Annotated in this window: 19 protein-coding genes; 14 read left to right on the top strand and 5 right to left on the bottom strand. The window is 66.2% G+C overall.

Annotation, left to right across the window (positions count from 1 at the left end):
* The first annotated feature begins 72 nt into the window (after nucleotides 1-72).
* From AN478_RS14320 to AN478_RS05095, 3 genes are all read left to right on the top strand, one after another.
* Entirely contained in the window at nucleotides 73-1200 is a 1128-nt protein-coding gene (locus AN478_RS14320) for a L,D-transpeptidase family protein (RefSeq protein WP_054965549.1), read from the top strand.
* Between the two features lie 199 nt (nucleotides 1201-1399).
* Nucleotides 1400-3373 (top strand): acetate--CoA ligase, encoded by a 1974-nt coding sequence (gene acs / locus AN478_RS05100; protein ID WP_054965548.1) that lies wholly within the window; start codon nucleotides 1400-1402, stop codon nucleotides 3371-3373.
* A gap of 10 nt (nucleotides 3374-3383) precedes the next feature.
* The gene (locus AN478_RS05095) at nucleotides 3384-3839 is read left to right on the top strand and encodes an OsmC family protein (protein ID WP_054965547.1); all 456 of its coding nucleotides are present in this window, start codon (nucleotides 3384-3386) and stop codon (nucleotides 3837-3839) included.
* 66 nt (nucleotides 3840-3905) lie between these two features.
* Here AN478_RS05095 and AN478_RS05090 read toward each other — a convergent pair whose 3' ends face one another.
* Nucleotides 3906-4580, bottom strand: a complete 675-nt coding sequence (locus AN478_RS05090) for an energy-coupling factor ABC transporter permease (protein WP_054965546.1) — start codon at nucleotides 4578-4580, stop codon at nucleotides 3906-3908.
* A 271-nt stretch (nucleotides 4581-4851) separates the two neighbouring features.
* On the opposite strand from AN478_RS05090, the gene thpR reads away from it, so the two are divergent.
* Together thpR and AN478_RS05080 are read left to right on the top strand one after the other, a co-directional pair.
* Nucleotides 4852-5418: an RNA 2',3'-cyclic phosphodiesterase gene (gene thpR / locus AN478_RS05085; RefSeq protein WP_054965545.1), complete on the top strand. Its 567-nt coding sequence runs from the start codon at nucleotides 4852-4854 to the stop codon at nucleotides 5416-5418.
* Nucleotides 5418-7079 (top strand): ABC-ATPase domain-containing protein, encoded by a 1662-nt coding sequence (locus AN478_RS05080; RefSeq protein WP_054965544.1) that lies wholly within the window; start codon nucleotides 5418-5420, stop codon nucleotides 7077-7079. Before thpR ends, AN478_RS05080 begins: the two co-directional genes overlap by 1 nt.
* A 391-nt stretch (nucleotides 7080-7470) precedes the next feature.
* Here AN478_RS05080 and AN478_RS05075 read toward each other — a convergent pair whose 3' ends face one another.
* Complete coding sequence (locus tag AN478_RS05075; protein WP_054965543.1) at nucleotides 7471-8403, bottom strand: cation diffusion facilitator family transporter; 933 nt, start codon at nucleotides 8401-8403, stop codon at nucleotides 7471-7473.
* 18 nt (nucleotides 8404-8421) lie between these two features.
* Nucleotides 8422-9045, bottom strand: coding sequence for a TatD family nuclease-associated radical SAM protein (locus tag AN478_RS05070; RefSeq protein WP_054965542.1), 624 nt, complete (start codon nucleotides 9043-9045; stop codon nucleotides 8422-8424).
* Nucleotides 9046-9224: 179 nt separating this feature from the next.
* Between AN478_RS05070 and AN478_RS05065 the strand changes: the two genes are divergently transcribed.
* Complete coding sequence (locus AN478_RS05065) at nucleotides 9225-9671, top strand: hemerythrin domain-containing protein (RefSeq protein ID WP_054965541.1); 447 nt, start codon at nucleotides 9225-9227, stop codon at nucleotides 9669-9671.
* Between the two features lie 19 nt (nucleotides 9672-9690).
* Here the strand turns inward: AN478_RS05065 and AN478_RS05060 are convergent, their stop codons facing one another.
* Nucleotides 9691-10479: a DUF4412 domain-containing protein gene (locus AN478_RS05060; protein WP_054965540.1), complete on the bottom strand. Its 789-nt coding sequence runs from the start codon at nucleotides 10477-10479 to the stop codon at nucleotides 9691-9693.
* Between the two features lie 205 nt (nucleotides 10480-10684).
* Here AN478_RS05060 and AN478_RS05055 point away from each other — a divergent pair, with 205 nt between their 5' ends.
* The 8 genes from AN478_RS05055 (at nucleotide 10685) to AN478_RS13915 (ending at nucleotide 24063) form a co-directional block, all read left to right on the top strand.
* On the top strand, nucleotides 10685-12682 hold the full coding sequence (locus AN478_RS05055; RefSeq protein ID WP_054965539.1) for a hydantoinase/oxoprolinase family protein: 1998 nt from the start codon (nucleotides 10685-10687) through the stop codon (nucleotides 12680-12682).
* Between the two features lie 134 nt (nucleotides 12683-12816).
* A complete protein-coding gene (locus AN478_RS05050) occupies nucleotides 12817-14175 on the top strand; it encodes a pyrimidine/purine nucleotide monophosphate nucleosidase domain-containing protein (RefSeq protein WP_082432842.1) in 1359 nt (452 codons plus the stop codon).
* Nucleotides 14176-14366: 191 nt separating this feature from the next.
* Nucleotides 14367-15122 carry an NRDE family protein gene (locus AN478_RS05045; protein ID WP_054965537.1) on the top strand — a complete coding sequence of 252 codons (756 nt, stop codon included), beginning with the start codon at nucleotides 14367-14369 and terminating at the stop codon, nucleotides 15120-15122.
* Nucleotides 15123-15401: 279 nt separating this feature from the next.
* A complete protein-coding gene (locus AN478_RS05040; protein WP_054965536.1) occupies nucleotides 15402-16832 on the top strand; it encodes a Glu/Leu/Phe/Val family dehydrogenase in 1431 nt (476 codons plus the stop codon).
* Nucleotides 16833-17201: 369 nt separating this feature from the next.
* A complete protein-coding gene (locus AN478_RS05035; protein WP_054965535.1) occupies nucleotides 17202-18695 on the top strand; it encodes a hydantoinase B/oxoprolinase family protein in 1494 nt (497 codons plus the stop codon).
* A 62-nt stretch (nucleotides 18696-18757) separates the two neighbouring features.
* The gene (locus AN478_RS13485; RefSeq protein WP_074471433.1) at nucleotides 18758-20326 is read left to right on the top strand and encodes a GmrSD restriction endonuclease domain-containing protein; all 1569 of its coding nucleotides are present in this window, start codon (nucleotides 18758-18760) and stop codon (nucleotides 20324-20326) included.
* A 1537-nt stretch (nucleotides 20327-21863) separates the two neighbouring features.
* Nucleotides 21864-22919: a hypothetical protein gene (locus AN478_RS05030; RefSeq protein WP_054965534.1), complete on the top strand. Its 1056-nt coding sequence runs from the start codon at nucleotides 21864-21866 to the stop codon at nucleotides 22917-22919.
* Nucleotides 22920-23577: 658 nt separating this feature from the next.
* Complete coding sequence (locus AN478_RS13915) at nucleotides 23578-24063, top strand: hypothetical protein (RefSeq protein WP_143004151.1); 486 nt, start codon at nucleotides 23578-23580, stop codon at nucleotides 24061-24063.
* Nucleotides 24064-24488: 425 nt separating this feature from the next.
* Here AN478_RS13915 and AN478_RS05025 read toward each other — a convergent pair.
* On the bottom strand, nucleotides 24489-25008 hold a 520-nt coding region (locus AN478_RS05025; protein WP_156344087.1), incomplete at its 5' end, for an IS3 family transposase.

The following is a 25008-nucleotide window of genomic DNA, read 5'->3' as shown; positions in this document are numbered from 1 at the left end:
GGGCGGGGAAGCCCGCCCGGGGCATCGGGAAGAACAAGGGGGAGGCGGCCGGGCGGGCCGCAAGGGGGGACCATGCGCATCGGCATCCTGGCCGGAGTGCTTCTGGGGGGCATGACGGCGGCGAGCGTCCACGCCGCCGAAAAGGTGGTGGGGAACGCTTTCTTCCGCGACGCCCCGCCCCACCGCATGGTGCTGGTGGCCAAGGACGTTCGCTCCGCCTACCTGGTGGAGGCCGAGGACGACCGGCCCCGGGTGGTGCGGCGCTTCGGCCGCATCCTGCTCGGGGCCAACCCGGGCGACAAGCGGGTGGAGGGGGACAAGCGCACCCCCGAGGGGGTGTACTACATCCAGCGCTATCTCCCCGAGCCGCGTCTGGCCCCGCGGTACGGCGCCGGGGCCTTCCCCCTGAACTACCCCAACATCGTCGACCGGATCCGCGACAAGACCGGCTACGGCATCTGGCTCCACGGGGTGGACGAGGAAGACGAGGACAAGACGGACACCAAGGGCTGCGTGGCCTTCGACAATACCAGCCTGGAGGTCCTCAAGGAGGCGCTGGACATCGGCACCCCGGTGGTCATAACCGGCAGGCCGGACCTCCTGGCCCCCAGCCGGTACGAGGAGCGCCGCGCCGAGCTCCTGGAGCGGCTCGACCGCTTCCTGGAGGCCCGGGAAAGCGGCGATCACGCCGCCCTGGACGCCCTGATACACCCGGACTTCCGCAACGACCGGGGGGAGGACGCGGGGGCCTACCTGCGAAGGATCGAACGCCGCGCGGCGGCCTACCCCCAGCGCCGGATGGACATCGACGAGGTCCGGATCTACAAGGAAAACGGCCACCGGCTGGTCTACGACTTCGAGCGCTTCCGCTGCGCGCCCGACGGCATCGCCTTCGGGCGCCAGCGCCTGTATTTCACCGCGAAAGAGGGAAGCTCCCCACGCCTGCTGGCCGCGGAGCACCTGGAGCGGCCCGCCGGTCCGGAAATCCTGTGGCGGGTCAAGGCCTTCCTCGCGGATCGGGAGGCGGGAGACCCGGAGAACCTGTGGGTGCGCCGGGTGCGTCCCGACCGCTACGTGGTGGGGTACGATAGGGCGCCCGCCGACGGGGCCGGAAGGCGGCCCGGGATGGAGATCCTGCGGCTCACCGGGTGCCCCGGGGAATTCCGGGTCGCCTCGGTCGGCTGGGAGCCCCTGCCCTGAAGGGGCGGGGGCGGTGGAGGAGGGCGCCCGGAAGCGGCTATTCTTTTAGGAGGCTCGGAGGCCGACGGCTGCCCCCGGATGCGGACATGCGAGGAAGGAACCGGACCCGTCCGGCGGGTCCGGCGGAGATAAAGGCCGGTTCCCGGCGCCGCGCGCGGGAGGCCGGAAAGCTCACCTGGAACGGCAAGGACGGGGCGTTATGACGGACGAGACCTTGGAGACAGTGCTCACCGAGAACCGCGTGTTCGAGGTGCCCGCCGAATTCGCCGAGCATGCCCGCATCGCCGGTATGGAGCAGTACCTGGACATGGCCAGGCAGGCCACCCAGGACTACGAGGGCTTCTGGGCCGAGCAGGCCCGGCAGGAGATCACCTGGAGCAAGCCCTTCAGCCAGGTGCTCGACGAGAGCAACCCGCCCTTCTACAAGTGGTTCGCCGACGGCACCCTCAACGTCAGCTACAACTGCCTGGACCGCCACATCGAGGCCGGCAACGGCGACCGCCCCGCCATCCTCTGGGAGGGCGAGCCCGGGGACACCCGCAACTTCACCTACGCCGAGCTCCTCGAGGAGGTGGGCAAGCTCGGCAACGCCCTGAAGTCCTACGGTGTGGAGAAGGGCGACCGGGTGGTGATCTACATGCCTATGGTCCCCGAGGCCGTGGTGGCCATGCAGGCCTGCGCTCGCATCGGGGCCACCCACTCGGTGGTGTTCGGCGGCTTCTCCGCCGAGGCGCTCAAGGACCGCATCGAGGACGCCGGGGCCAAGGTGGTGATCACCGCCGACGGCGGCATCCGCGGCGGCAAGACCGTGGCCCTGAAGAAGAACGTGGACCGCGCCCTCAACGAGGGCTGCGACACGGTGGAGCACGTGGTGGTGCTCCAGCGCGCCGAGAACGAGATCGACTGGACCGAGGGCCGCGACGTCTGGTTCCGCGAGATCATGGAGCGCGAGTCCGCGGATTGCGCCCCGGAGCCGGTGGAGGCCGAGCACCCGCTGTTCATCCTCTACACCTCCGGCTCCACCGGTAAGCCCAAGGGCGTGGTGCACTCCAGCGCCGGCTACCTGCTCGGCGCCATCACCTCCATGAAGTGGGTGTTCGACATCGGCGAGGACGACGTCTACTGGTGCACCGCCGACGTGGGCTGGATCACCGGCCACACCTACATCGCCTACGGGCCCATGGCCGTGGGGGCCACCCAGGTCATGTACGAGGGCGCGCCCACCGTCCCCGACCCGGGCCGGCTGTGGTCCATCGCCGAGCGCACCGGCACCACCGTGTTCTACACCGCCCCCACCGCCATCCGGGCGCTCATGAAGCAGGGCGATGAGTGGCCGAACAAGCACGACCTGTCCAAGCTGCGGCTGCTGGGCACCGTGGGCGAGCCCATCAACCCCGCCGCCTGGATGTGGTACTACCAGGTCATCGGCGGCGGGCGCTGCCCCATCGTGGACACCTGGTGGCAGACGGAGACCGGCAGCCACATGATCAGCCCGCTGCCCGGCGCCGTGCCGCTGAAGCCCGGCTCCTGCACCCTGCCGCTGCCCGGGGTGATGGCCGACGTGGTGGACGAGGAGGGCAATACGGTGGAACCCGGCAGCCACCACGGCGGGCTGCTCGTGCTGCGCCGGCCGGTGCCCTCCATGCTGCGCACCGTGTGGGGCGACGACCAGCGCTACATCGATACCTACTGGTCCCACTTCCCCGACCAGTACATGTACCTGGCCGGCGACTCCGCCACGCGTGACGAAGACGGCTACTTCTGGATCCTCGGCCGCATCGACGACGTCATCAACGTCTCCGGCCACCGCATGGGCACCATGGAGGTCGAGTCGGCCCTGGTCGCCCACGACAAGGTGGCGGAGGCCGCGGTGGTGGGCCGTCCCGACGAGGTGAAGGGCAACTCCATCTTCGCCTTCGTGATCCTGCAGGGGAAACGGGAGGACGAGGACCTGGAGGCCCTGCGCGAGGCCCTGCGGGCGCACGTCACCGACGAGATCGGCGCCATCGCCCGGCCCGACGAGATCCGCTTCGCCGACGCCCTGCCCAAGACCCGCTCGGGTAAGATCATGCGGCGGCTGCTGCGCACCATCGCCTCCGGCGAGGAGGTGACCCAGGACATCTCCACCCTGGAGGACGAGAACGTGGTGCGCCAACTGCAGGGCAAGGCCTGAGGACCGGCCCATGGCGGACTCCGGCGCTCCGGACTTCGAGGTCGAGCTGGCCCACCGCGGCCGGTGGGCCTTCGACGTGGACTTCCGGCAGGAGGGCGTGGCCCACGGCGTGATGGACGAGCCCGCCCCCCTGGGGGACCAGACCGGTCCGGACGCCGCCCGCACCCTGGCGGCGGCGGTGGGCGACTGCCTGTCGGCGAGCCTGCTGTTCTGCCTGCGCAAGTTCGAGCGCGAGCCGGAGGGGCTGGAGACCACCGTGCGGGGGTTCATGACCCGCAACGAGCGCGGTCACCTACGCGTCGGCAGCCTGGAGGTAACCCTGCGGGTACGCGGCCTGGAGGTGGACACCAAGGTGCGCCGCTGCACCGAGCTGTTCGAGGACCACTGCCCCGTCACCTCCAGCGTGCGCCAGGGGATCCCCGTGCGGGTCACGGTCACCGACGAAACGGGCAGCCCCCTCGCCTGAGGCCGCCCCGGCGCGACGAGCAAAGGCCCCGGCATGAGCCGGGGCCTTTTTTGTGGACGGCCGCTCCTACTTGCCCTTGATGTAGGCCTCGTCGTCGAAGGTGGCCACCCACTCCGGCCGATACACCACGAGGATGGCGAGGATGCCGCCGGTGAGGAAGGCCTCCGGGAATATGAGCAGCGGGAAGTAGCGCAGGTACTCCCGCACCAGGGCCTCCACGCCGTAGGTGCCGGACAGCGAGAGCACGGCCCCCGATACCGCGGCCAGGGCCCCCATGGTCAGCGCGCCGCCCAGGAAGGCGCTGACGAAGATGTAGACGAAGGGGTGGTTGGGCAGTCGGCGGTGGACGAACTGGTGCACCCCCGCGGCCACTAGCACCGGAACCCCCGCCAGCAGCAGGGCGTTGAGGGAGAAGGTCTCCCAGCCGGAGTTCCCCAGGAAGGTGGTGATCAGCAGGACGATGATCAGCCCCAGGAGGGCCAGCGGCCAGCCGAAGGCGAGGGTTAGGATGGCCGCCCCGAGCAGGTGCAGGTTGAGCCCGGGGTTCTGCGGGATCCCCGCGCGGGCGGTCCACAGGAAGACCACCCCGGCCAGGAAGCCGGCGAACACCAGCGCCAGGTCCGGCCGGTTGGCCAGGTTCCGCCAGGGTGCCGTGCGGACGAGCCCCGCGAGCAGGAAGGCGAACAGCAGGTGGCTTCCGAGAACCCAGGAGGTGGGCAGGAGTCCGTCGGGAAGGTCCATGGTTAGAGCTACCTTAAGGGCATACAGGGTCCAGGGGTCCTATTGTAACGTCCCTGGGAGCCCCCTCGGGAAGGGGCCCGACCGGTGGGTATTATGCGAGTAAGAGGGCAGGCCGGCCCGGAGGTTCCCTTCCGGCCGGTCGCGGTCACGGATCGCTCCCACGGGGCGGGCTGCCCCTGGCGCCGCCCTCTGTAGAATGGCGGGAAAGGCCCGGGGGGCGTTTGGAAGGGCCTCCGGCGGGTTGATAGCCTTTCCCGGTTCGGGGGATGGCATGGCGGAAACCGAGGAAGCCCAGCGACTGTTCTTCGCCCTGTGGCCGCCGGCGGACCTTCAAAAGGAGCTGGCGGAGGCCGCCCGCGCGGCCCTGGGAGGACGGCGGGGCCGCCTGGTGCCCGCCGAGAACCTGCACGTGACCCTCGCCTTCCTCGGCGAGGTGGGGCCCGAGGCCCGGCGCTGCGCCGAGGAAGCCGCGGACACGCTAAACGGTGAGGCCTTCCCCCTGACCCTCGACCGCCTGGGGTACTGGGCCCGCCGGGGCCTGCTCTGGGCCGGGCCCACCCGGACCCCCGAGGCCCTCCCGGCCCTGGCCGACGAACTGGGGCGGGCGCTGGAGCCCTGCGGCGTGGAGCGGGACCGCCGCCCCTTCCAGGTGCACATCACCGTGGCCCGCAAGGCGGCCCGGATGCCGGGCCGCCAGGTGATCGGCCCCCTGGAGTGGCGGGTGGACCGCTTCGTGCTGGTGGCCTCCAGCCTGGGGCCGCAGGGCGCCGCCTACACCACCCTGCGGGAATGGCCGCTCGCCGACACCGGCAACGCACAAGCCAGCGAGGAGCGCTGATGGCCGACGCCAAGCAGCTGGAGCAGACCCTGGAGCGCATCGACGGCCGCGGCTACAAGGCCTACAAGGACATCGCCGGGCGCTACGACTTCGAGCGCTTCACCCTCCTCATCGACCACGTCCAGGCCGACCCCTTCGCGGCCCCCTCGCGGCTGCGGGCCGTTGTGCCCTGGGCGGTGGCGGACCTGCCGGAGGCCGTGCACGCCTCGCCGTCCCGGGCGCGGGCGGCGAGGGACTTCCTGGCCCGGGCCTTCCGCCGCGCCGCGCGCGAGGAGCAGGACGTGGGCATCGACGCCGGCCGCCAGACCGTCCTCGAGCGCACCGCCTGCCTGTTCACCGAGGCGGGGGTGGAGCTGCGCTTCACCGCCAGCCTGCCGGCGGCGGGGCGCAAGATCCTCGGCCGCAAGGCCCGGGAGCTGCTGTGCGACCGCCTGCCCCGCATCGTCCGGGACGCCGCCGAGGCGGCGCGCCTGGACACCGGGGCCCTGCTGCGCCATTGCGCGGCGGTGGAGGACCAAGTGGCCCTGCGCGAGGCCCTGGCGGAGCGCGACCTGGTGGCCTTCGTCGGCGACGGCGCGGTGCTGCCGCGCCGTTCCGGCGTGGACGACCGGCCGCTGGCCGATGCCATCCCCTGGCAGAGCCCCGAGTCCCTGCGCGTGACCCTGCCCACCCCCAACGCCGGCGAGGTGACGGGCATGGGGGTCCCGCGCGGCATCACCCTCATCGTGGGCGGCGGCTTCCACGGCAAGTCCACCCTCCTGAACGCCCTGGAGACGGGGGTCTACGACCACGTTCCCGGGGACGGCCGCGAGCAGATCGTGGCCGACCCCACGGCGGTGAAGGTGCGTGCCGAGGACGGGCGCGCCGTCTCGGGCGTGGACCTGTCCCCCTTCATCAACCACCTGCCCTACGGCAAGTCCACCAGCGCCTTCTCCACCGACCTGGCCTCCGGCTCCACCTCCCAGGCCGCCGCGCTGCAGGAGGCCCTGGAGGCGGGCTGCCGGTCCCTGCTGGTGGACGAGGACACTTCCGCCACCAACTTCATGATCCGCGACGAGCGCATGCAGGCGCTGGTGGCCAAGGAGAGCGAGCCCATCACCCCCTTCGTGGACCGCATCCGCCAGCTCCGTGACCGCCTGGGCATCTCCACCATCCTGGTCATGGGCGGCTCCGGCGACTATTTCGACTGCGCCGACACGGTGGTGCAGATGCAGGAGTACGTGCCCCTCGACGTCACCGACAAGGCCCGCGAGATCGCCGCCACCCACGTCACCGGCCGGCGCGAGGAGCACGAGACGGACCTGGAGGCCCCCCGGGTCCGGGCGCTGGACACCCGCTCGGTGGACCCCACGGTCAAGCAGGGCAAGCGCAAGGTGCAGGGCAAGGGCCGGGACCACCTGGTGTTCGGCCGCGAGGACGTGGACCTGCGCGCGGTGGAGCAGGTGGCCGACACCTCCCAGGTGCGTGCCGTCGGCCAGCTGCTGGCCAAGCTGAGCGACGAGGGCGGCACGGTGGCCGACCCGCCCGCCTGGCTGCGCGAGCGTCTGGAGGGGGCGGAGTGGCACCGCCTGTTCGACAAGCCCGACGGCGACCTGGCCCGGCCCCGGGTGTTCGAGGCCATGGCCGCGCTGAACCGGCTGCGGGGCGCGCGGCTGGAATAGGAAGGATGGGGGTGTCCGCCCGTTTAACGGGGCCCAACCCCGGAGCCGGCGGCTCCGGGCCAGCCTGATCCGGGGGCTCGCCCCTCCGGCCGGGGCTCCGGAACCTCCTTTAGGGGGGTGGGTCGGCGACCGGCGGGTGAAGGCGGATTTGACGGGCTCCCGGGCCGGTTTCAAGCCGGTCCGGAAAAGGCCTTTATTTTCTGCTGTCTGGGAAAAAAGGGTTTTCTGGTACGGGGATTGCGAGGACGGGGACAGACGCCCGTAGCCCGGGAGCCCGGGGCTCCCGGGAACGAGGCGCATTCCCCCACACCCCGGCGATGGTTTGTAGGGCTTTTCGGTCGCGGTCACGGACCGCTCCCACATGGCTGACTGCTCCCACAGGGGTTGGCAATCACTCCGCGGAGGGTCCGCGGTGCGGCGCCTCCTCAAAGGGCATGGGGTGCAGCGGCTTGTGCAGGGGCTCCGGCTGCAGGGTGGCGTGCTCGATGCCGAACTCCGCGCGCAGCACGTCGTGCAGGCGGTCCAGCAGCACCTCCCAGTCCTTCAGGTCCTCCACCACCACATGGGCGGACAGGGCGGTCATGCCCGAGTCCGGCACCCAGATGTGCAGGTCGTGCACCGAGTGCACTCCCTCCACCTCCGCCAGGGTCCGGCCCACCTCCGGCAGGTCCAGGTGCGGCGGCACCCCCTCCATGAGCACGTGCACCCCCTCGCGCAGCAGGTTGAAGCTGGCGAAGAGGATGAGGACGCAGATCACCAGCGACAGGATGGGGTCGATGGGCGTCCAGCCGGTGAGCAGGATCACCGCGCCGGAGGCGATGGCGGCCACGGAGCCGAGCAGGTCGCCCATGACGTGCAGCAGGGCCCCGCGCACATTCAGGCCTTCGCCGCCGTGCAGCAGCCAGGCCGCGCCCAGGTTCACCACCAGCCCCAGGGCCGCCACCACCAGCACCGTGCCCCCGGCCACCTCGCGGGGGTTGGCGAAGCGGTCCAGGGCGGCCACGGCGATGCCCGCCACCACCGCCAGCATGAAGGCGCCGTTCACCAGGGCGGCGAGCACCTCGATACGCCCCAGGCCGTAGGAGTGCCGGGCGCTGGGCGGGCGCTGGGCCACCCGCGCCGCCAGGGCGGCCAGGCCGAGGGACACGGAGTCGGTGAGCATGTGCCCGGCGTCGCCGAGCAGGGCCAGGGAGCCGGAGAGCCAGCCGCCTACGGCCTCCACGGCGGCGAAGCCCAGGGTCAGGGCCAGGGCCCACCGCAGTAACCGGCCGTTGGCGGGGGCGTGGCCGTGCCCGTGGTTGTGGTCGTGATGGTGGGTGGCCAAGAGGGACTCCGGGCGGGGTCAGCCCACGCGGTCCAGCTGGCGGGGGCGGAACTCCACCCCCAGCTCCTCCTCGGCGAGCCGACGGCAGGCCTCGATGTCCACCCCCTCCAGTCCCTCCACGGCGGTGGCGGTGACCTGCTCCACATGCTCGCGGGCCTTGCGGATGAAGTCCTGCAGGTAGTCGAAGGCGTCGGGCCAGGGGGGGCGGCAGAGGCGGTTGTAGGTTTCGGCGTCCTGGGCGTTCAGGGAGACGGAAACGCGGTCGACGCGGCCCGCGAGCTGGGGGGTCACGTCGCGGCGGAACACCCGGTTGGCTAGGCCGTCGGTGTTCAGCCGCACCGGCTTGCCCTTGCGCTGGATGAACTCCGCGATCTCCAGCATGGTGGGCAGGCGCAGGGTGGGCTCGCCGAAGCCGCAGAACACCACCTCCTCGTAGCCCTCCAGGTCGGCGAGGCCCTTGCGGATGTCGGTGGGGGAGGGCTGGCGCTCCAGGGTCAGGTCATAGTCGTCCACCTGCGGCCCCTGCCCGGTGTTCTTGAAGCAGAAGCTGCACTTCAGGCTGCACCCGTTGGTGAGGTTGACGTACAGCCGGTTGCCGATGGGGTAGACCACGCGCCCCGGCGGGCCCTTCTGTCTGGTCACTTGGGAGTCTCCCGGTCGGTGGCTTCGCGGAGAATGCCGCACTGGAACGCTCGACCGGCGTATTCTCGACCGGCCCGTTGACGGTCGTCAATTCCCACCAAAGGGGTAGGGTCTAGGCTGGGTTCGTCCCTTCGGCAACCGCGGCGTCCCCGCCGCGCGGCAGACAGCGAGGCCCGGCCATGGATGCGCAAACGGAAACCGTCACCGCCTTCTTTCAGAACGACCACCGCCGCCTGGATACGCTGTACGAGCGCTATCAGGAGGCCCGCGCCAACCGCCCCGAGGAGGCGCCGGCCCTGCTCGGCGACTTCCAGCAGGGCCTTCGGCAACATATCGCCTGGGAGGAGGAGCACCTGTTCCCCCTCTTCGAGGAGCACACCGGCATGCAGCTGGCCGGACCCACGGAGGTGATGCGCCAAGAGCACCGCGAGATCGAGCGGGTCCTCGGCTACATGGACGAGGCGCTGGCGGCGGGACGCCCCGAGGGGCTCCCGGACCTGGAGGAGCAGCTCCAGGACCGCCTGGGGCTGCACAACGCCAAGGAGGAGCAGGTGCTGTACCCGGGCATCGACGGCCTGCTCGACAGCGGGGCGCGCGCCGAGCTGTTCACCCGGATCCGGGGCTGAGGCCCGCGGCCCCGAGCCCCTACGGCCCGGATCCGGCCTCCTGGGCAGCGCGCATCACCTCCTTGATGGTGGCCTCCCGGGAGTCCTCGGGGGGGCGGAAGACCTCGGCGGGGATGTTGCGCTCCCGGACGGCCTGGACCCGCTCGGTGGCGGTCTGGCCGTCGCTGTGCTCCGTGGATTTCAGCTCAATCCCCTTGCGCATCAGATCCTGGTAGGCCGCCTGCTCCTCCAGGGAGCCCCCGGCGATCCCCATGGTGTCGGAGACGCACCGGCTGACCTCGGTGGTCATGTCGATGAGCTTGCCGTAGTCCCCGAACTCCCCGAGCAGGCTCGGATCGTTGCTCAGCCACACCTCCTCGGTGAGCTGGTCGTCCACCAAGACCCGGTAGTGGCGGGTGCCGTAGCCGGCCACCTGCTCCCCCGGGCCGCGCTCCTCCACGCGCACCTCGGGGTTCTCCTTGGTCTGCTCGCGGAGGCCGCGCTTGAACTCCTCCACCATCCGGCGCTCCTCCTCGGTCAGGTCCGCCTCCATCTCCTCCTGGAGCTCCTTGAGCGCCTGGCAGTAGTCCGCCGGGGTGCCGGTGGCGTGAATTCCCTCCGTGGGGTGGACGAGGGTGATGGTGCCCGCGTTGACGTCGAAGATGTGGGTCACGTCCTCCGGCCCCCGCGCCTCGCTCTTCAGCTGGCCCTCGGAGACCAGGGTGGTCGTGTCCTCCTCGCCGACGATCTCCAGCCCGGCCTGTGCCTGCCAGGCGGCCAGGGCCAGGAGGCCGGCGAGGCCGGTCTGGAGCCAAGTTCGTGCCTGCATGGAAACCTTCCTTGCTCCGGGCCGTTCGGCCGGATTGGGAGAAAAGGGCTAAAATTCGATTGTTAGCCCACGGGACCGGCGCTGCCCAGGGATGGACGGGGGCTGCGGCTACCTAGGGGACGCGGGGCTTCCCCCCAGAGCGCGGGGGGCGCTACCCTTGCCGGGCTCGGGCGCGGGACACGGCCAGCAGGGAACGGGAGGGAACATGGCCTGGCGCATCGGCGTGGACATCGGCGGGACCTTCACGGACGTGGTGGCGGTGGAGCCGGGCAGCCACCGGCGCGTGGACCGCAAGGTCCTCACCACCCCCGACGACCCCATCCAGGGGGTGCTGGAAGGGATTCGCGGCCTGGCGGCGGAGGGCGTGGACTTCGGCGCCGCCGAGGCGGTGGTCCACGCCACCACCCTCATCACCAACGCCCTCATCGAGCGCAAGGGCGTCCCCACCGCCTTGATCACCAACGCCGGATTCAAGGACCTCCCCGACATCGGCGACGAGGGCCGCTACGACCTCTACGACCTGGCCCTGCGCAAGCCCGAGCCGCTGGTGCCGCCCGAGCGGCGCTTCGAGGTGCCCGGGCGGCTCAAGGCCGACGGCACCGAGCTGGAGGCCGTGGACCCCGAGGCGGTGCGCAACCTCGACCTCTCCGGGGTGGAGGCGGTGGCGGTGTGCCTGCTGCACGCCTACGCCAGCGGCGCCCAGGAGCGGGCGGTGCGCGACGCCCTGCCGGACGGCGTGGACGTCTCCCTGTCCTCGGAGGCGGCCCCGGAGATCCGCGAGCACCCCCGCATGACCACGGCCATGGCCAACGCCTACGTGCTGCCCATCGCCCGCCGCTACCTGGAGCGCATGCGCGACGCCCTGGCCGCCGAGGGCCTGCGGGCGCCGCTGTACATCGCCCTGTCCCACGAGGGCATCACCACCCCCGAGGACGCCGCCCACTTCCCCATCCGCATCCTGGAGTCGGGCCCGGCCGCCGGCGCCACGGAGGCGGCCCGCTCCATGCCGGGCGAGGACCGGATCCTGTCCTTCGACATCGGCGGCACCACCGCCAAGGCCTGCTACATCAAGGGCGGCCGGCCGCTCATCGAGCCCCGGTTCGAGGCCGCCCGCGTCCACCGGCACAAGGCCGGCTCCGGCCTGCCGCTGCTGGTGCCGGTGGTGGACCTCATCGAGATCGGCGCCGGCGGCGGCTCCATCGCCCGCCGCGACTCCCTGGGCCTGATCCACGCGGGCCCCGACAGCGCCGGGGCCGATCCCGGCCCGGTGTGCTACGGCCGCGGCGGCACCGAGCCCACCGTCACCGACGCCGACCTGCTGCTGGGCTATCTGGATCCCGAGGCCTTCGCCGCCGGGTCCATGGCCCTGGACGTGGAGGGCGCCCGCCGGGCCCTGGCCACCCTGGGCGACGATCCGGTGGAGGTGGCCTGGGCGGTGCGCCAGGCCATCGACGAGGACATGGTGGAGGCCACCCGCATCCACGCCGTGGAGAAGGGCCTGGAGCCGGCGGAGTACAGCATGGTGGCCTTCGGCGGCGCCGGGCCGGTGCACGCGGCCTCGGTGGCGCGGCGGCTGGGGGTGCGCTCGGTGCTGCTGCCGGTGGGCGCGGGGGTGGCCTCGGCCCACGGCTGCCTGGCCCAGGCCCCGGCCTTCGAGCGCACCCGCTCCTGGCCGGGGGTGCTGGGGGAGCTGGACCTGGACGCCGTGGACCGGCTTCTCAAGGAGCTGGAGGACGACTGCCTGGAGCGCCTTAGCCACGCCGGGGCGCGCGAGGTGGCGGTGGAGCGCTGGGCCACCCTGCGCTACGCGGGGCAGGGCACGGAGGTCCCCGTGGCCCTGGCGGAGGGCAAGCTGGACGCCGACGACGTGCGGGCGCGCTTCGAAACCGCCTACGCGGAGCTGTTCGGCCGCACCGCCCCCGGCAACCCGGTGGAGGCGGTGTCCTGGCGCGTCCGCGCCACCGGGCCGGCGCCGGAGGTCGGCTGGCCGCGGGTGGCCCCGGGCGGCGGCGCGCCCTACGCCGAGGCACCCGCCGTGTTCGACGGCGACTGGGTGGACACCCCCCGCTACCGCCGCGCCGACCTGCCGCCCCACCTGGAGGGCCCGGCCCTCATCGTCGACGCCGCCTCCACCCTGGTGGTGCCACCGGACAGCCAGGTGGACCTGCTCGGCGACGGCAGCCTGCGGCTCACGCTTTCCTGATCTTCCCCGTCCGCGGTCACGCCAGCGCCCGCCGGCCTCCCGGCTCGGGGGGATCGGCGGCGGGCGACAAGCTGCTATGGTGGGAAGTCCGGCCTCCGCACGCCGGGGCGGCTTTGCAACCATAGCGAGGCGCCATGACTTTGAATCCGCCCCCCTATACGGAAACGCTCGAGGTGGACATCCGCCCCGAGATCCTGGGCATCGACACCTTCCACGGCCCGGTGGCCGACCGCATCGCCGAGCGGATCCAGACCGAGCGCAACGGCTTCCGCGAGACCGTGGCCGCCCTCATCGACATCCACAAGGAAGACAACGACGACAAGCGGGAGCTGCGCGAGAAGTTCTCCGCCATGGAGATCACCGTGCGGCGCACCGACCGCGGGCTGGTCCTGCGCTGCACCGGGATGCCCCCGGGATCGCTGCTGAACGGCGACCTGCCCGCGCGGCAGAAGCGCCAGATCTGCCAGGCCGTGCGCGACTTCGTCATGGAGCCGGCCTTCCCCGAGGCCACCGACCCCTCCGCCGCGACTTCCCGCTACGTGCGCAGCTTCGTGGCGCGCACCCCGCTGCTGGACCAGGCGCCGCGGCCGCGCACCTTCGTCTGGGGCGGCCACGCCGTGAGCCGCGACGAGTACGACTTCGCCAAGGAGACCGGCTACTGGGACGCCCTCGGCAACGGCACCGAGTTCATCACCGGCTGCGGGCCCGGGGTGATGAAGGCGCCCTTCAAGGGCTCCCTGGTGGCCTACGGCAAGCAGGACTACCACAAGCGCGGCATCCACCGCGACTACATCGGCTTCTCCGAGCGCGGCATTATCGCCGCCGAGGCCCCCAACGGCATCATCTCCGAGCTGGTGATCTTCCCGGACGTGGAGAAGCGCATGGAGGCCTTCATCCGCGCCTCCCACCGCGGCCGCATCCACCCCGGCGGCGCCGGCACGGTGGAGGAGATGCTCACCTTCCTGGGCGTGAAGGCCCACCCCGCCAACGCCGAGGCGGTCTACCCCTTCGACCTGGTGGAGCGCCCCGGGGGCGACTACGCCCAACGGGTCACCGAGTGGCTGCGCACCTGCTTCGGCGACGCCCTGGACGGCCTCATGCACGTCCACGTGGGCGGCCCGCGCTCCTACGCCGAGTACGTCCACGACACCGGCGACGCCATCGACACCGCCCAGCTCTGGAACGACGCGCTCTACGTGCCCACGGAGATCCAGACCCCGTTCCGGGTCACCTTCGAGAACCTGGAGGCCCTGGACCTGTCCCGGGACCAGTCGCCCTTCGACCTGCTGGTGAACCTGCGCCGCTTCTTCTCCTCCCTGGTGCACCTGGCCGTGAAGTACCCCGACGAGGAGGAGGCCTGGGGCGGCGAGCTGCCGCGCATCTACGGCGACCGCGACATCCTGGAGGCCACCGACGAGCTGATCCGGTGGTTCGCTGCCAACGGGCGCATGAAGCTGCACGGAGAGTACCGGCGGCCCTACCGGATCGAATGAGGCCCCTCCGCACCTCCCCGCAGGGTGGTCGCGACGGGGGCCGTCGCTCCTACGGGCAATTGCGGGGTAGGAGCGGCGTCCCCGCCGCGACCCCGCTAGGGATTCTCCACCCTTGAACACCTGGCTCCGATGCCGCATCCATGGGCCAGGAGCGGACGTACCAAACACCGCAACCCCCACCGAGAGCTCCCATGTGCACCCTCGTCGTCCTCCGCCGCCCCGACCACGACTGGCCCCTGCTGGTGGGGGCCAACCGGGACGAGATGCGCGGCCGCTCCTGGGAGCGGCCGGGGGTCCACTGGCCGGAGCGGCCCGAGGTGGTGGGCGGCCTGGACGAGCACGGCCACGGCAGCTGGTTCGCCGTGAACCGCTACGGCTTGGTGGCGGCGGTGGCCAACCGGCGCGGCACCCTGGGCCCGCAGGAGGGGCGGCGCAGCCGGGGCGAGCTGGTGCTGGAGGCCCTGGAGCACGCCGAGGCGGAGCGCGCCGCCGAGGCCCTGGCGGAGCTGGAGCCGCGCGCCTACCGCGCCTTCAACCTGTTCGTGGGTGGCCCCACCGCCGCCTACTGGGTCGCCCACCGCGACGAGCAGGGCAGCGACATTGAGGTCCGGGAGGTGCCCGAGGGCCTGCACATGCTCACCAGCGGCGACCTCGACGACCCCACCGACCACCGCATCAACTTCAACCTGCCGCGCTTCCGCGAGGCCGAGGTCCCCCAGCCCCAGGAGGAGAACTGGGACACCTGGCGCACGGTGCTCGCCGACCGCGGCTACCCCCGCGGCTACCCCGACGCCGCCATGAACCTGGAGGAGAACGGCTTCGGCACCATCTGCAGCCACCTGGTGGCCGTGCCGCGCTACCCCGGCTACGGCGGCGGCGTCCACTTCCTGTTCGCCGCCGGCCCCCCGGACCGCGCCCCCTACGAGCCCATCGCCGTGCCCTACTAGGAAGCGGTCGGCGCCTGGCCTGGACAAAAGGGACTGAGGGGGAAAAGGCAGTTGTGGGAGCGGTCCATGACCGCGACCCTGGTGGCCCCCTTTGGTTGTCGCGGTCACGGACCGCTCCCACAGCACCCCCACAGCGAACCCCCAGCCCCGCAAAAGAGCTTCCCCGCATCTCCCGACAGGGCCCTTGCCGATTGCCCGGCGCCTGCGGTCCGGCTAAGGATGGGGGTACGGGGCGGCGGTACGCCCCGGGTGTTTCCTTCCCCACAACGGAGCCCGCCCATGGCCGAAGCGGAGGCCGTCGAGCCGCGAACCTCCTTCCGGGAGAACGTGGAGCGCATGGTGGACCGGGCCGTGGAGGCCATCGGCCTGGATTCCGGCGTGGCCGCCGCCATCAAGCCCTGCAACTCGGTGATCCAGGTCACCTTCCCCGTGGAGCTGCAGGGGGAGGTGCGGGTGTTCACCGGCTGGCGCGCCACCCACAGCACCCACCGCCTGCCCGCCAAGGGCGGGCTGCGCTTCGCCCCCGAGGTCTGCCAGGACGAGGTGGAGGCCCTCGCGGCCTTGATGAGCTACAAGTGCGCCACCGTGGACATCCCCTTCGGCGGCGCCAAGGGCGGCCTGCTCATCGACCCCCGGGAGTACACGCGCAAGGAGCTCATGCTCATCACCCGCCGCTTCACCCTGGAGCTGGTGCGCAAGGGGGTGCTGAGCCCGGCCACCAACGTGCCGGCGCCGGACATGGGCACCGGCCAGCGGGAGATGGCCTGGATCGCCGACACCTACAAGCACCTCTACCCCGAGGACATCAACTACCTGGCGGCGGTCACCGGCAAGCCCGTGGACCAGGGCGGCATCCGCGGCCGGGTGGAGGCCACCGGGCGCGGCGTGCAGTACGTGCTGCGGGAATTCTTCCGCCACCCGGAGGCGGTGGGGGAGGCCGGCCTGGAGGGCGACCTGCGCGGCAAGCGCATCGTGGTGCAGGGCCTGGGCAACGTGGGCTACCACCTGGCCCGGTTCCTCGCCGAGGAGGACGGCGCGCGCGTCGTCGCCGTCATTGAGCGCGACGGCGTGGTGGTGGACGAGGACGGCCTGCCCGTGGAGGAGGTGCGCCGCTACCTGGAGCGCCACCGCGGCCTGCGCGGCTTCCCCAAGGCGGAGTTCAGCGAGGAGGGCGCCCAAGCGCTGGAGATGGACTGCGACATCCTCATTCCCGCCGCCCTGGAAGGCCAAATCCACTCCGGCAACGCCGGGCGCATCCGCGCCGGCCTGGTGGTGGAGGCGGCCAACGGGCCGGTCACCTTCGCCGCCGACGAGATCCTGCACCGGCGGGGCGTGGTGATCCTGCCCGACAGCCTGGTGAACGCCGGCGGCGTCACCGTTTCCTACTTCGAGTGGATCCGCAACCTCTCCCACATCCGCTTCGGCCTCATGCAGCGGCGCCACGACCAGCTGCGCGGCATGCAGATGGCCACCCTGCTGGAGGACCACGCCGGCATCCACATGCCCGCGCACGCCAAGGAAGGCCTCACCCGCGCCCCCCACGAGATCGACCTGATCCGCTCCGGCCTCGACGACACCATGCGCTTGGCCTTCCAGGAGATCCGCGAGGTCCTGGAGGAGGACAACACCGTCCACGACTACCGCACCGCCGCCTACGTCATCGCCATCCGCAAGATCGCCCGCTCCTACCTGGACGTGGGCATTTACTGACGGTTCCGGACCCGCTCCCCCACGCTTGCGGACAAGCCCGTACGGCGCTACCGTCTAGCCCAAAGCCCCCAAAAATCAGGGGGAACAAAGGGGCTCGAAGTAACAACCCGGGCGGAGGGAACCGTAGGAGCGGCGTCCCCGCCCGATGCGCCACAATGCGGGAAATTCCAGTAGGAGCGACGGCCCCCGTCGCGACCACCCAAACGGGCCCCAAACGGGTGTAGGAGCGGGCTCCAGCCCGCGACCCGCCCGATGCGGCACAATGCGGAAAGAATTCCGTAGGAGCGACGGCCCCCGTCGCGACCACCCAAACAAACCCCGGATCCGAAACACCACCGCCCTCCCCAAACGAGGGCAAAGATCCCAACCATGACCGAGATCGCCCTCCGCACCGCCTGGAACCGCCTCATCGCCCTGGTCAACGAACAGGCCGCCAGCCTGCAGCGCACCGCCTTCTCCAACGTGGTGCGCGAGGCCGGCGACCTCTCCGCCGGCGTCTTCGACCGCCAGGGCCGCATGCTCGCCCAGGCGGTCACCGGCACCCCCGGCCACATCAACACCATGGCCCAGGCCGTGGCCGACATGCTCGAAGACGTCCCCGCCGAGACCCTGGAAGCGGGCGACGTCCTGCTCACCAACAACCCCTGGGCCGTCTCCGGCCACCGCCACGACATCACCGTGGTCACCCCCGTATTCAACGGCGGCGCCCCCGTCGCCTACTTCGCCTCCACCTGCCACGCCGCCGACATCGGCGGCCGGGGCCTCACCACCGAGGGCCGCGACGTCTTCGAGGAAGGCCTGGGCCTGCCGTGGGTGAAGTTCCACCGCCGGGGCGAGCCGGACCCCACCATCAAGGCCATCATCCGCGAGAACGTGCGCGTGCCGGAGGTGGTGCTCGGCGACCTTAGAGCCCAGGTCACCGGCGGCGAGGTGGCCACCCGCCGCCTGGAGAGCCTGGACCTGGACGTCAACGACCTCGCCGACGAGATCCTGGGCCGCTCCGAGGCGGCGGTGCGCGAGGCCATCGCCCGCATCCCCGACGGCACCTATTCCCACGAAGTCTGGCTGGACGGCTTCGAGGAGCCCCTGCCCATCCGCTGCACGGTGACCGTGGCCGGCGAGGAGATCACCTGCGACTTCGCCGGGACGGCGCCCGCGCAGGCGCGGGGCATCAACGTGGTGCTCAACTACACCGCCGCCTACGCCATCTACGCCGTCACCTGCGCCGTGGCCGCGGACATCCCGCACAACGCCGGCTCCTTCCGCCCCATCCACGTCACCGCCCCGGAGGGCTGCCTGCTGAACGCCGTTCCGCCCCAGCCCGTGGCCGCCCGCCACATCATCGGCCACTTCGCCACCCCGGCGGTGATGGGCGCGCTCGGCCAGGCCATCCCCCTGCCCGCCGAGGGGGCCACGGGCCTGTGGGGCGTGAACATCCAGGGCACCGAGCGCCCCTGGGCGCAGACTTTCTTCCTAAGCGGCGGCATGGGTGCCGGCCCGGAATGGGACGGCCTCGACGCCACCGCCTTCCCGAGCGGGGTGCAGGCGGTCCCCGTGGAGGTGATCGAGGCTACTACGCCAGTTCGTATTCTGGAGAAGTCGTTGATTGAGGGGTCCGGTGGGGGCGGGACTCACACCGGGGGCCGCGGCCAGCGGGTGCGGCTGACTGTGGATGAGGCGGCGCATGTGTCGGTGATGGCGGAGCGGACTCGGGCCGGGGCGCCTGGGGCCGGTGGTGGTGAGGTTGGGCGGCCTGGAAGGGTGGTGTTGGGAGGCAACCAATTAGAACCTAAGGCGGCTTTTGGGATGTCGCCTGGGGAGGAGTTGGAGTTGGCGTTGCCGGGTGGGGGTGGGTTTGGTTAGATGTCTTAAAAGGCAACTTTATAAAGAAACTTATAAAACCCCGGATAGAGGAAAGAGTTATTATGGATAACTTTACAATAAGGGAAATATTGGATGCTGTTTACCGAGGTCAAATTAGAATACCGGCATTCCAAAGGGGATTCGTTTGGGAGCCGGACAGGGTTGCATTTTTGATTGATAGCGTTTACAAGAATTACCCTTTTGGAACCCTTCTATTTTGGAGAACAAATGAGCAACTAAAGACAGAGAGAGAGCTTGGGCCATTCCACTTGCCTGAGCCCAATTCAGATTTCCCTATTGATTATGTTCTAGATGGTCAGCAAAGAATAACCTCTATTTTTGGTGTTTTCCAAACGGAGTTGTCCGGCAGTTCTTCGGATTGGAAGGAAATTTATTACGATTTTTCTAAGACGGAAGATATACAGGAAACACAATTTTTTGCTTTGTCCGAAGATGAGGTGGACCCTAGCAAGCATTTTCCATTAAGTTGTATATTTAACACGTCTGAATATAGAAAAATGACCAAAGAAATGGACGACGATTTGGCTGCAAATATTGATCAAATGCAGTCTGTATTTAAAGAAGCAAGAATACCTGTGCAAACATTCAAGACTGATGAAAAAGAAAAAGTCGCAATAATATTTGAAAGGATTAATCGTCAAGGTGTCCCTCTGGACACCTTGCAATTGCTGTCAGCTTGGACCTGGAGTGAAGATTTCCAGTTGCAAGAGCAATTTCAGGATCTAATAGATGAATTGAATCAGTATGGATTCACTGATATTTCTAATGATATTAGCTTGTTACTGAGATGTACTGCATCGGTTTTAACAGGTTCATCGCGTCCGGAAAGTTTGGTTAATTTGAATGGGGCCGACGTTCGAGCTAGATTTGATGAGGTGTTAAATGGAATTAAAGGGGCTTTAGATTTTATTTGGGGCGAATACTCACTCCCAACTATAGAAAATCTCCCGTACCATAATATAATAGTTCCACTATCTGTTTTCTTCTCCAAGAAGGATGGTGTAGATTTTAATTTTTCTGGAGAACAAAAAGAAAAATTAAATAGGTGGTTTTGGAGATCCTCTTTCTCTAAAAGATTTAGCAGTGGCGTACTCCGAAACATGGATGCAGATATTGTAGAAATGGTAAAGTTGAAAGAAGGGGCTAGTTCCTCTATCGATAATATCAGTGTTTCAATTGATCCGGGTTTCTTCATTAGAAATGCGTTCCAGATAAATTCGGTAAGCACAAAAACATTTGTAGCGATGCTAGCCCAATATAATCCAAAAAATTTCGTGAGCGGGACGTCCGTCGATCTTAGTGAAAAATTGCAAAAGTATAACAGAAAGCAGTTTCATCATATTATGCCGAAAGCCTTTTTGTTAAGTACAGGTCAGACTGATTACAATCCTAATGTGTTGGCAAATCTGTGTTTTATTTCAGCGGCAGATAATAGAGAGATTGGGAAGAAGGCCCCGAGTGAGTATAAAACGAATATGGCAGGAAATGTTGATGAGATCCTTGAATCTCACCTTTGTCCCCATTCACTTTTTAAAGATACATTTATTCCCTTTGTGCAGGAACGAGCAGAAATTCTCGCCCAAAAGGCCAGGGAACTGTGCGAGGTATGATATTGATGTAGGATCGGGTAAGGGACACCCACTTTCTCTGTTCGCGACTTCTTCGACGAAGTCGACCATTGGATATGGGATACCCACCTTGATTGCCTTGGGTTAGCCTCCCTTGCAAGTTCTCGGGATGTCCATTTCAAGAAGGCTTCTCCATGCCAAATGCCGCTCGGCCTCTTTGAAGGCTCCTCAGCGCGGCAAGTGGATTTTGCATTTTGTCTGAGGGCGGTTCATACCCTCAAATTGTCGTTTTGATCTGGTTTCTACTAAGGCCAATAAAATGAATATGTTATATCATTCTTCGCCCGTTTTGCTAGAAATCGGAAGCGTTATCCTTCCCGGAAATTATGGGCGAGTAATCGGTGCGGTTGGAGAGGGGCATCCTCATTGGGAAAGAGAAACCGAACTAGAAAGGGTGCGCTCCATTTATCACCCAGAAAAACCCTCAAGGCTTAATTCCTGCTTCTGCTGTTCTAATCTAGAGTCTTTAAATTTATACGTAGAGGCTATTAAGAAAAATTCTCCTAATAGTTTTTGGCCGGTAATTTACGAAGTGGAAAAGGTTGACCCAGAAGCGGGGGAGCATCGGTCCGACTTTAACCTTGTCCAACCCCTGCCAGGCCTAAATATGAATATGTCACAGATAGCCCAAAAATACTGGGACGGTGATTTTTGGATAAAAATCGAAGAAAACCCGTCGGTTCGATGTGAAGAAGTATTAACTACCTCCCCAATTCGGATCACCAAACGACTCGCAAGATAAGGGATGTAGATATAGATATGCAGCGACAGGGCGAACCTAACAGATCGTAGCTAAGGGACACCCACTTCGCTTGGCAGGTGTAATCATGGAAAGTTATTTCACTCTGCTAGGGACACCCATCTTCTTTGCGGCCTCCCAACAAGGGGGGCCCCATTTAGCTCCTTAATACCGGAAACCTGCGAGCCCTCTTTGACTCAAGATCCCTCTCCGCTCTCTGATGAACTGGTCGACTATACTGCCCAATTACCACGCCGGAGGAGATTCCGACTGGCGGGGAAACGCTTGCGCCTTGAGGTTTACCAGGCGATCGAGGTCTATATTGCTATATCCGCAGTTTTGCTCGCCCTTACCCAAGGGCTTGGGCTTGCGGGGCTGGCAACGCTACTGAAATGGAACCTTCTCCCCGTTCTCATTCTCGGAATCGGGCACGACTTCGGAATGCTGACTAGACGTCCCTGGCATCACCTGGCTTCCGCTTTCGAGGCTTTTATCGCTTGGCTAATCTTGGTTCAGCTAACCCCAGGGCTCGTCCCTTCGGCCTGGGCTTGGGCTATATATCTTTTCATCGGGCGGGCTTGGTTTAGGGCAAGGACCGACCTTCGCCTTGATGCCGCAAGAAATCTTGAGAGGTATTCCTAGAAGGAAAGGGACACCCACCTTCTGGAGGGCTGAGATTGGATAAGGGACACCGAGATAGATAAGGGACACCCACTTTGATTGCCCTGGGGTACCCTCCCTGGTGAGTTCTCAATATGTTCTTGTCGGGAGGCCTGCCCCATGACCCAGCCTCGCTCCACCCTGGTCTCTGTCTCCGATACCCCCTGGTACCACTGTGTCTCCCGCTGCGTTCGCCGGGCCTTTCTATGTGGGGAGGACCGGCTTACAGGCGTGAGTTATGAGCACCGGCGCGGCTGGATCGCCGACCGCCTGCAGCAGCTTGCCTCGGTGTTTGCGGTGGATGTCGCGGGCTACGCGGTGATGAGCAACCACTTCCACGTGGTGGTGCGGATCGATACGGAGCGTGCGGCCAATTGGAGCCTGGACGAGGTCTTGGGGCGCTGGACAGCTCTGTACGCCGGGCCGCTATTGGTTCGGCGGTATCTGGCCGAAGGGCGCGAGGGGCTCGATGAAGGGGAGGTCCTGGCCGTGTCTCAGTGGGCCGAGCAGTATCGGGCCCGGCTTCAGGACTTGTCCTGGTTCATGCGCACCCTGAACGAGGGCATCGCCTGGCAGGCCAATGCCGAGGACGGGGTGAAGGGGCGATTCTGGGAGGGGCGGTTCAAGAGCCAGGCCCTGTTGGACGAGCAGGCGCTGATCGCGGCCTTGGCCTATGTGGACCTGAACCCCATCCGGGCGGGCATGGCCGAGACGCCCGAAGAATCGGACTATACGTCCATCCAGCAGCGGTTGGGGCGGGAGCCGGAGCGGGTGGACGGTCCGGTGGCCGAAGGGGAGGCGGAGGGCTCCGAGGAGGGGGCGGCTGCCTTGCCCAAGGCGCCGTTGATGCCCTTCGATGCGACGGGGCATTTGGGCTGGGCCATCCCCTACGCCTTCGACGACTATCTGGAGCTGGTGGACTGGCTGGGCCGGGCGGTGCATCCGGCCAAGCGGGGGCGCATTCCGCCAGGAAAGCCCAAGATCCTGGACCGCCTTGGCATGGATGCCGAGGCCCTGGCCGCCGAGTCCGACCGGCTGTTGCGGGCCTTCGGCTCGGCGGTGGGTGCCCCGGCCTCGCTTACAGCCGCCCGGTCTCGGCGCCAGCGTAGGGACACCAAGGGACACCCACTTTCTTTGGAGGTGCCGAGGACCGGGGCAGCCGGTGGGGCGATTTAAAAAGGGGGCGAAATGGCCATTTTATGGCGCTGCGCTGTGGTGAGCCTGGTTGTGGCTTTTTTCTATCAGCCGTTCACCCTCCGGATGTACGGCTTGAATTCAAGTTGGTGGGAACAGCTGACCTACCCCTTCTGGAGCCTGGCCTGGGGGTGGTTCGGTTTCCAACACCTTGTCACCCTTTTTGTGGTGGGATTGCTCACTGGCTGTTTAACGGCCCGATGGGTTGCCCAAAGCCAACCTTCGACTGGGTCCTGCCGGGAAGTACCGCGCCTTCAAACTCCTATTTGGAGTGCCGAAAGGCGGGGAACCCTTAAGGGGCTCTTTTGGATCCTTCTTATCAGCCTGTTGGTCGCTCTCCTTGCCCCACTCGTAACCATGCCTTTGTCGATTATTAGCCTCGGTGAGATACCGGTCCCCAAAAATCCAGACGTCCCCTTTGGTCCAGGGAACATCTCAATGAGACCGGTCGAAAGTTGGTGGGACCCAATTCTGGCCACTTTCCGCATTCCCGGTGTTCTTGGAAAATGGGTAATGAATTCTAGGGTCTTCTTCCCAGTTGCTTTTTTTTCGGGCCTGGTATCGGTTATTTGGGTAAGAAGCGGTAGATAATTGATAGTAGATGTCAGGCCCCGGGCGGGGGCTTAAAAAGGAGGGGGGTATGCTGAATTATATAAGTGCTAATAAGGCAATGGATTCATTCTTTAGGGCGGATAATAAAAATATTTTTCTAGTTAGGTATGTAATTCTTACCCAAATTATAATTGTTGCCCTGGGGTATTATTCAATGTTGGGGTCTGCTCCAGAATATCCCATTTTATTTATGGAAATCCCGGTAGTTATTTTGATGATAGCTGTAGGAACCACTTTTTCTTTTAAAAGTTATAATATAGAAAAGGAATTGGGGTTTTCTGGATTTTTATTCTTGGTTTCCCCTCCTTTCATGCTTCAATCCTTTTTAATTTATTTTTTGGGGCTAAACGCTCTAGCTTATATTCTTAGCCGTTTTTACCGAGTTGGTGTAACGGAGTGGGAGGTAATAAATTCAATATTCATTATTCTGGTTTATGGGCAATTTTATGCTAGGTTGTACTTTTTTTCTCGGGCTGTCAGTTCAAAATTTCCCAATCAACCTAACGCCAAATGATCTGCTACCCAGCGCAGGTAAGGGATACCCATTCTGAATGAGCTGGAAATGGACCAGGAATGAATAAGTTAGGGGCCTGGATCTTAACCCTGCTCTTGGTCTGGGTGGTTGTAGGGTTCTTAATATCTGTCCTACCGGTTTTCCTGGATTTTCTGTTAGGTGGAAAAACAAAGAGCCTTTTTTGGCCAATTTTGGCTTTGTTGGCGGTGCTTGCTGCAGGAGTGGTCGTTGCCTGGAGGGTTTTACCAATTTTTCTCAGAACTGGCCGAAAAGCCCGCCTGGTTTGGGGTATTTGTCTCCTTTTTATTGCCTTCCTCGTTACTCCAAGGCCGGAGTTCCACTCCTATCCAGTGGCGAGCAACCTAAAGGACACCCACTACCTAAAGTGGAGTTGCCCCGTTTCAGTGGACAGGTAACAGTTTGGTTTACGCGGCATCCCGCCAGGCCGCTTCATAGGCCTTCGGGGCCTGCTGGCCGAGGGCGGAATGGCGTCGCCTCAAGTTGTACCAGCCCTCGATGAATTCGAAGATCGCCCGCTTGGCCTCCGCATGGTTTCGGAAGCGCTGGCGGTCGATCAATTCGCATTCGAGGGTAGCGAAAAAGCTCTCGGCCAGGGCGTTGTCGTAGCAATCACCGACTGAGCCCATGGATTGGGCCACACCGGCCTCCTGGCAGCGCAGGCCGAACGCCAGCGACGTGTACTGGCAACCCTGGTCCGAATGATGAATTACCGACTCCGGCTGGCGACTCTGAATCGCCATATCCAGGGCGTTTAGTACCAGCTCGGTGCGCATGTGGCCGGCCATCGACCAGCCGATCACCCCGCGGCTGAAGACATCGAGCACCACGGCCAGGTACAGAAAACCGGCGTCCGTGGGTACATAGGTGATGTCCGAGACCCAGAGCGTATCCGGTGCCTCGGCCTGGAAGTCCCGCTCCACCCGG

The sequence above is a fragment of the Thiohalorhabdus denitrificans genome (assembly GCF_001399755.1).
In the GTDB taxonomy this organism is placed as follows: Bacteria; Pseudomonadota; Gammaproteobacteria; order Thiohalorhabdales; family Thiohalorhabdaceae; genus Thiohalorhabdus; species Thiohalorhabdus denitrificans.
The sequence above is the reverse complement of the archived record's forward strand: the minus strand, read 5'-3'. Positions and strand labels throughout refer to the sequence as shown.

Bases quoted from the DNA above. Each gene is read 5' to 3' on its own strand.
- AN478_RS14320 (WP_054965549.1), top strand. From the start codon at position 73: ATGCGCATCGGCATCCTGGCCGGAGTGCTTCTGGGGGGCATGACGGCG.
- acs (WP_054965548.1), top strand. From the start codon at position 1,400: ATGACGGACGAGACCTTGGAGACAGTGCTCACCGAGAACCGCGTGTTC.
- AN478_RS05095 (WP_054965547.1), top strand. From the start codon at position 3,384: ATGGCGGACTCCGGCGCTCCGGACTTCGAGGTCGAGCTGGCCCACCGC.
- AN478_RS05090 (WP_054965546.1), bottom strand. From the start codon at position 4,580: ATGGACCTTCCCGACGGACTCCTGCCCACCTCCTGGGTTCTCGGAAGC.
- thpR (WP_054965545.1), top strand. From the start codon at position 4,852: ATGGCGGAAACCGAGGAAGCCCAGCGACTGTTCTTCGCCCTGTGGCCG.
- AN478_RS05080 (WP_054965544.1), top strand. From the start codon at position 5,418: ATGGCCGACGCCAAGCAGCTGGAGCAGACCCTGGAGCGCATCGACGGC.
- AN478_RS05065 (WP_054965541.1), top strand. From the start codon at position 9,225: ATGGATGCGCAAACGGAAACCGTCACCGCCTTCTTTCAGAACGACCAC.
- AN478_RS05060 (WP_054965540.1), bottom strand. From the start codon at position 10,479: ATGCAGGCACGAACTTGGCTCCAGACCGGCCTCGCCGGCCTCCTGGCC.
- AN478_RS05055 (WP_054965539.1), top strand. From the start codon at position 10,685: ATGGCCTGGCGCATCGGCGTGGACATCGGCGGGACCTTCACGGACGTG.
- AN478_RS05050 (WP_082432842.1), top strand. From the start codon at position 12,817: ATGACTTTGAATCCGCCCCCCTATACGGAAACGCTCGAGGTGGACATC.
- AN478_RS05045 (WP_054965537.1), top strand. From the start codon at position 14,367: ATGTGCACCCTCGTCGTCCTCCGCCGCCCCGACCACGACTGGCCCCTG.
- AN478_RS05040 (WP_054965536.1), top strand. From the start codon at position 15,402: ATGGCCGAAGCGGAGGCCGTCGAGCCGCGAACCTCCTTCCGGGAGAAC.
- AN478_RS05035 (WP_054965535.1), top strand. From the start codon at position 17,202: ATGACCGAGATCGCCCTCCGCACCGCCTGGAACCGCCTCATCGCCCTG.
- AN478_RS13485 (WP_074471433.1), top strand. From the start codon at position 18,758: ATGGATAACTTTACAATAAGGGAAATATTGGATGCTGTTTACCGAGGT.
- AN478_RS05030 (WP_054965534.1), top strand. From the start codon at position 21,864: ATGACCCAGCCTCGCTCCACCCTGGTCTCTGTCTCCGATACCCCCTGG.
- AN478_RS13915 (WP_143004151.1), top strand. From the start codon at position 23,578: ATGCTGAATTATATAAGTGCTAATAAGGCAATGGATTCATTCTTTAGG.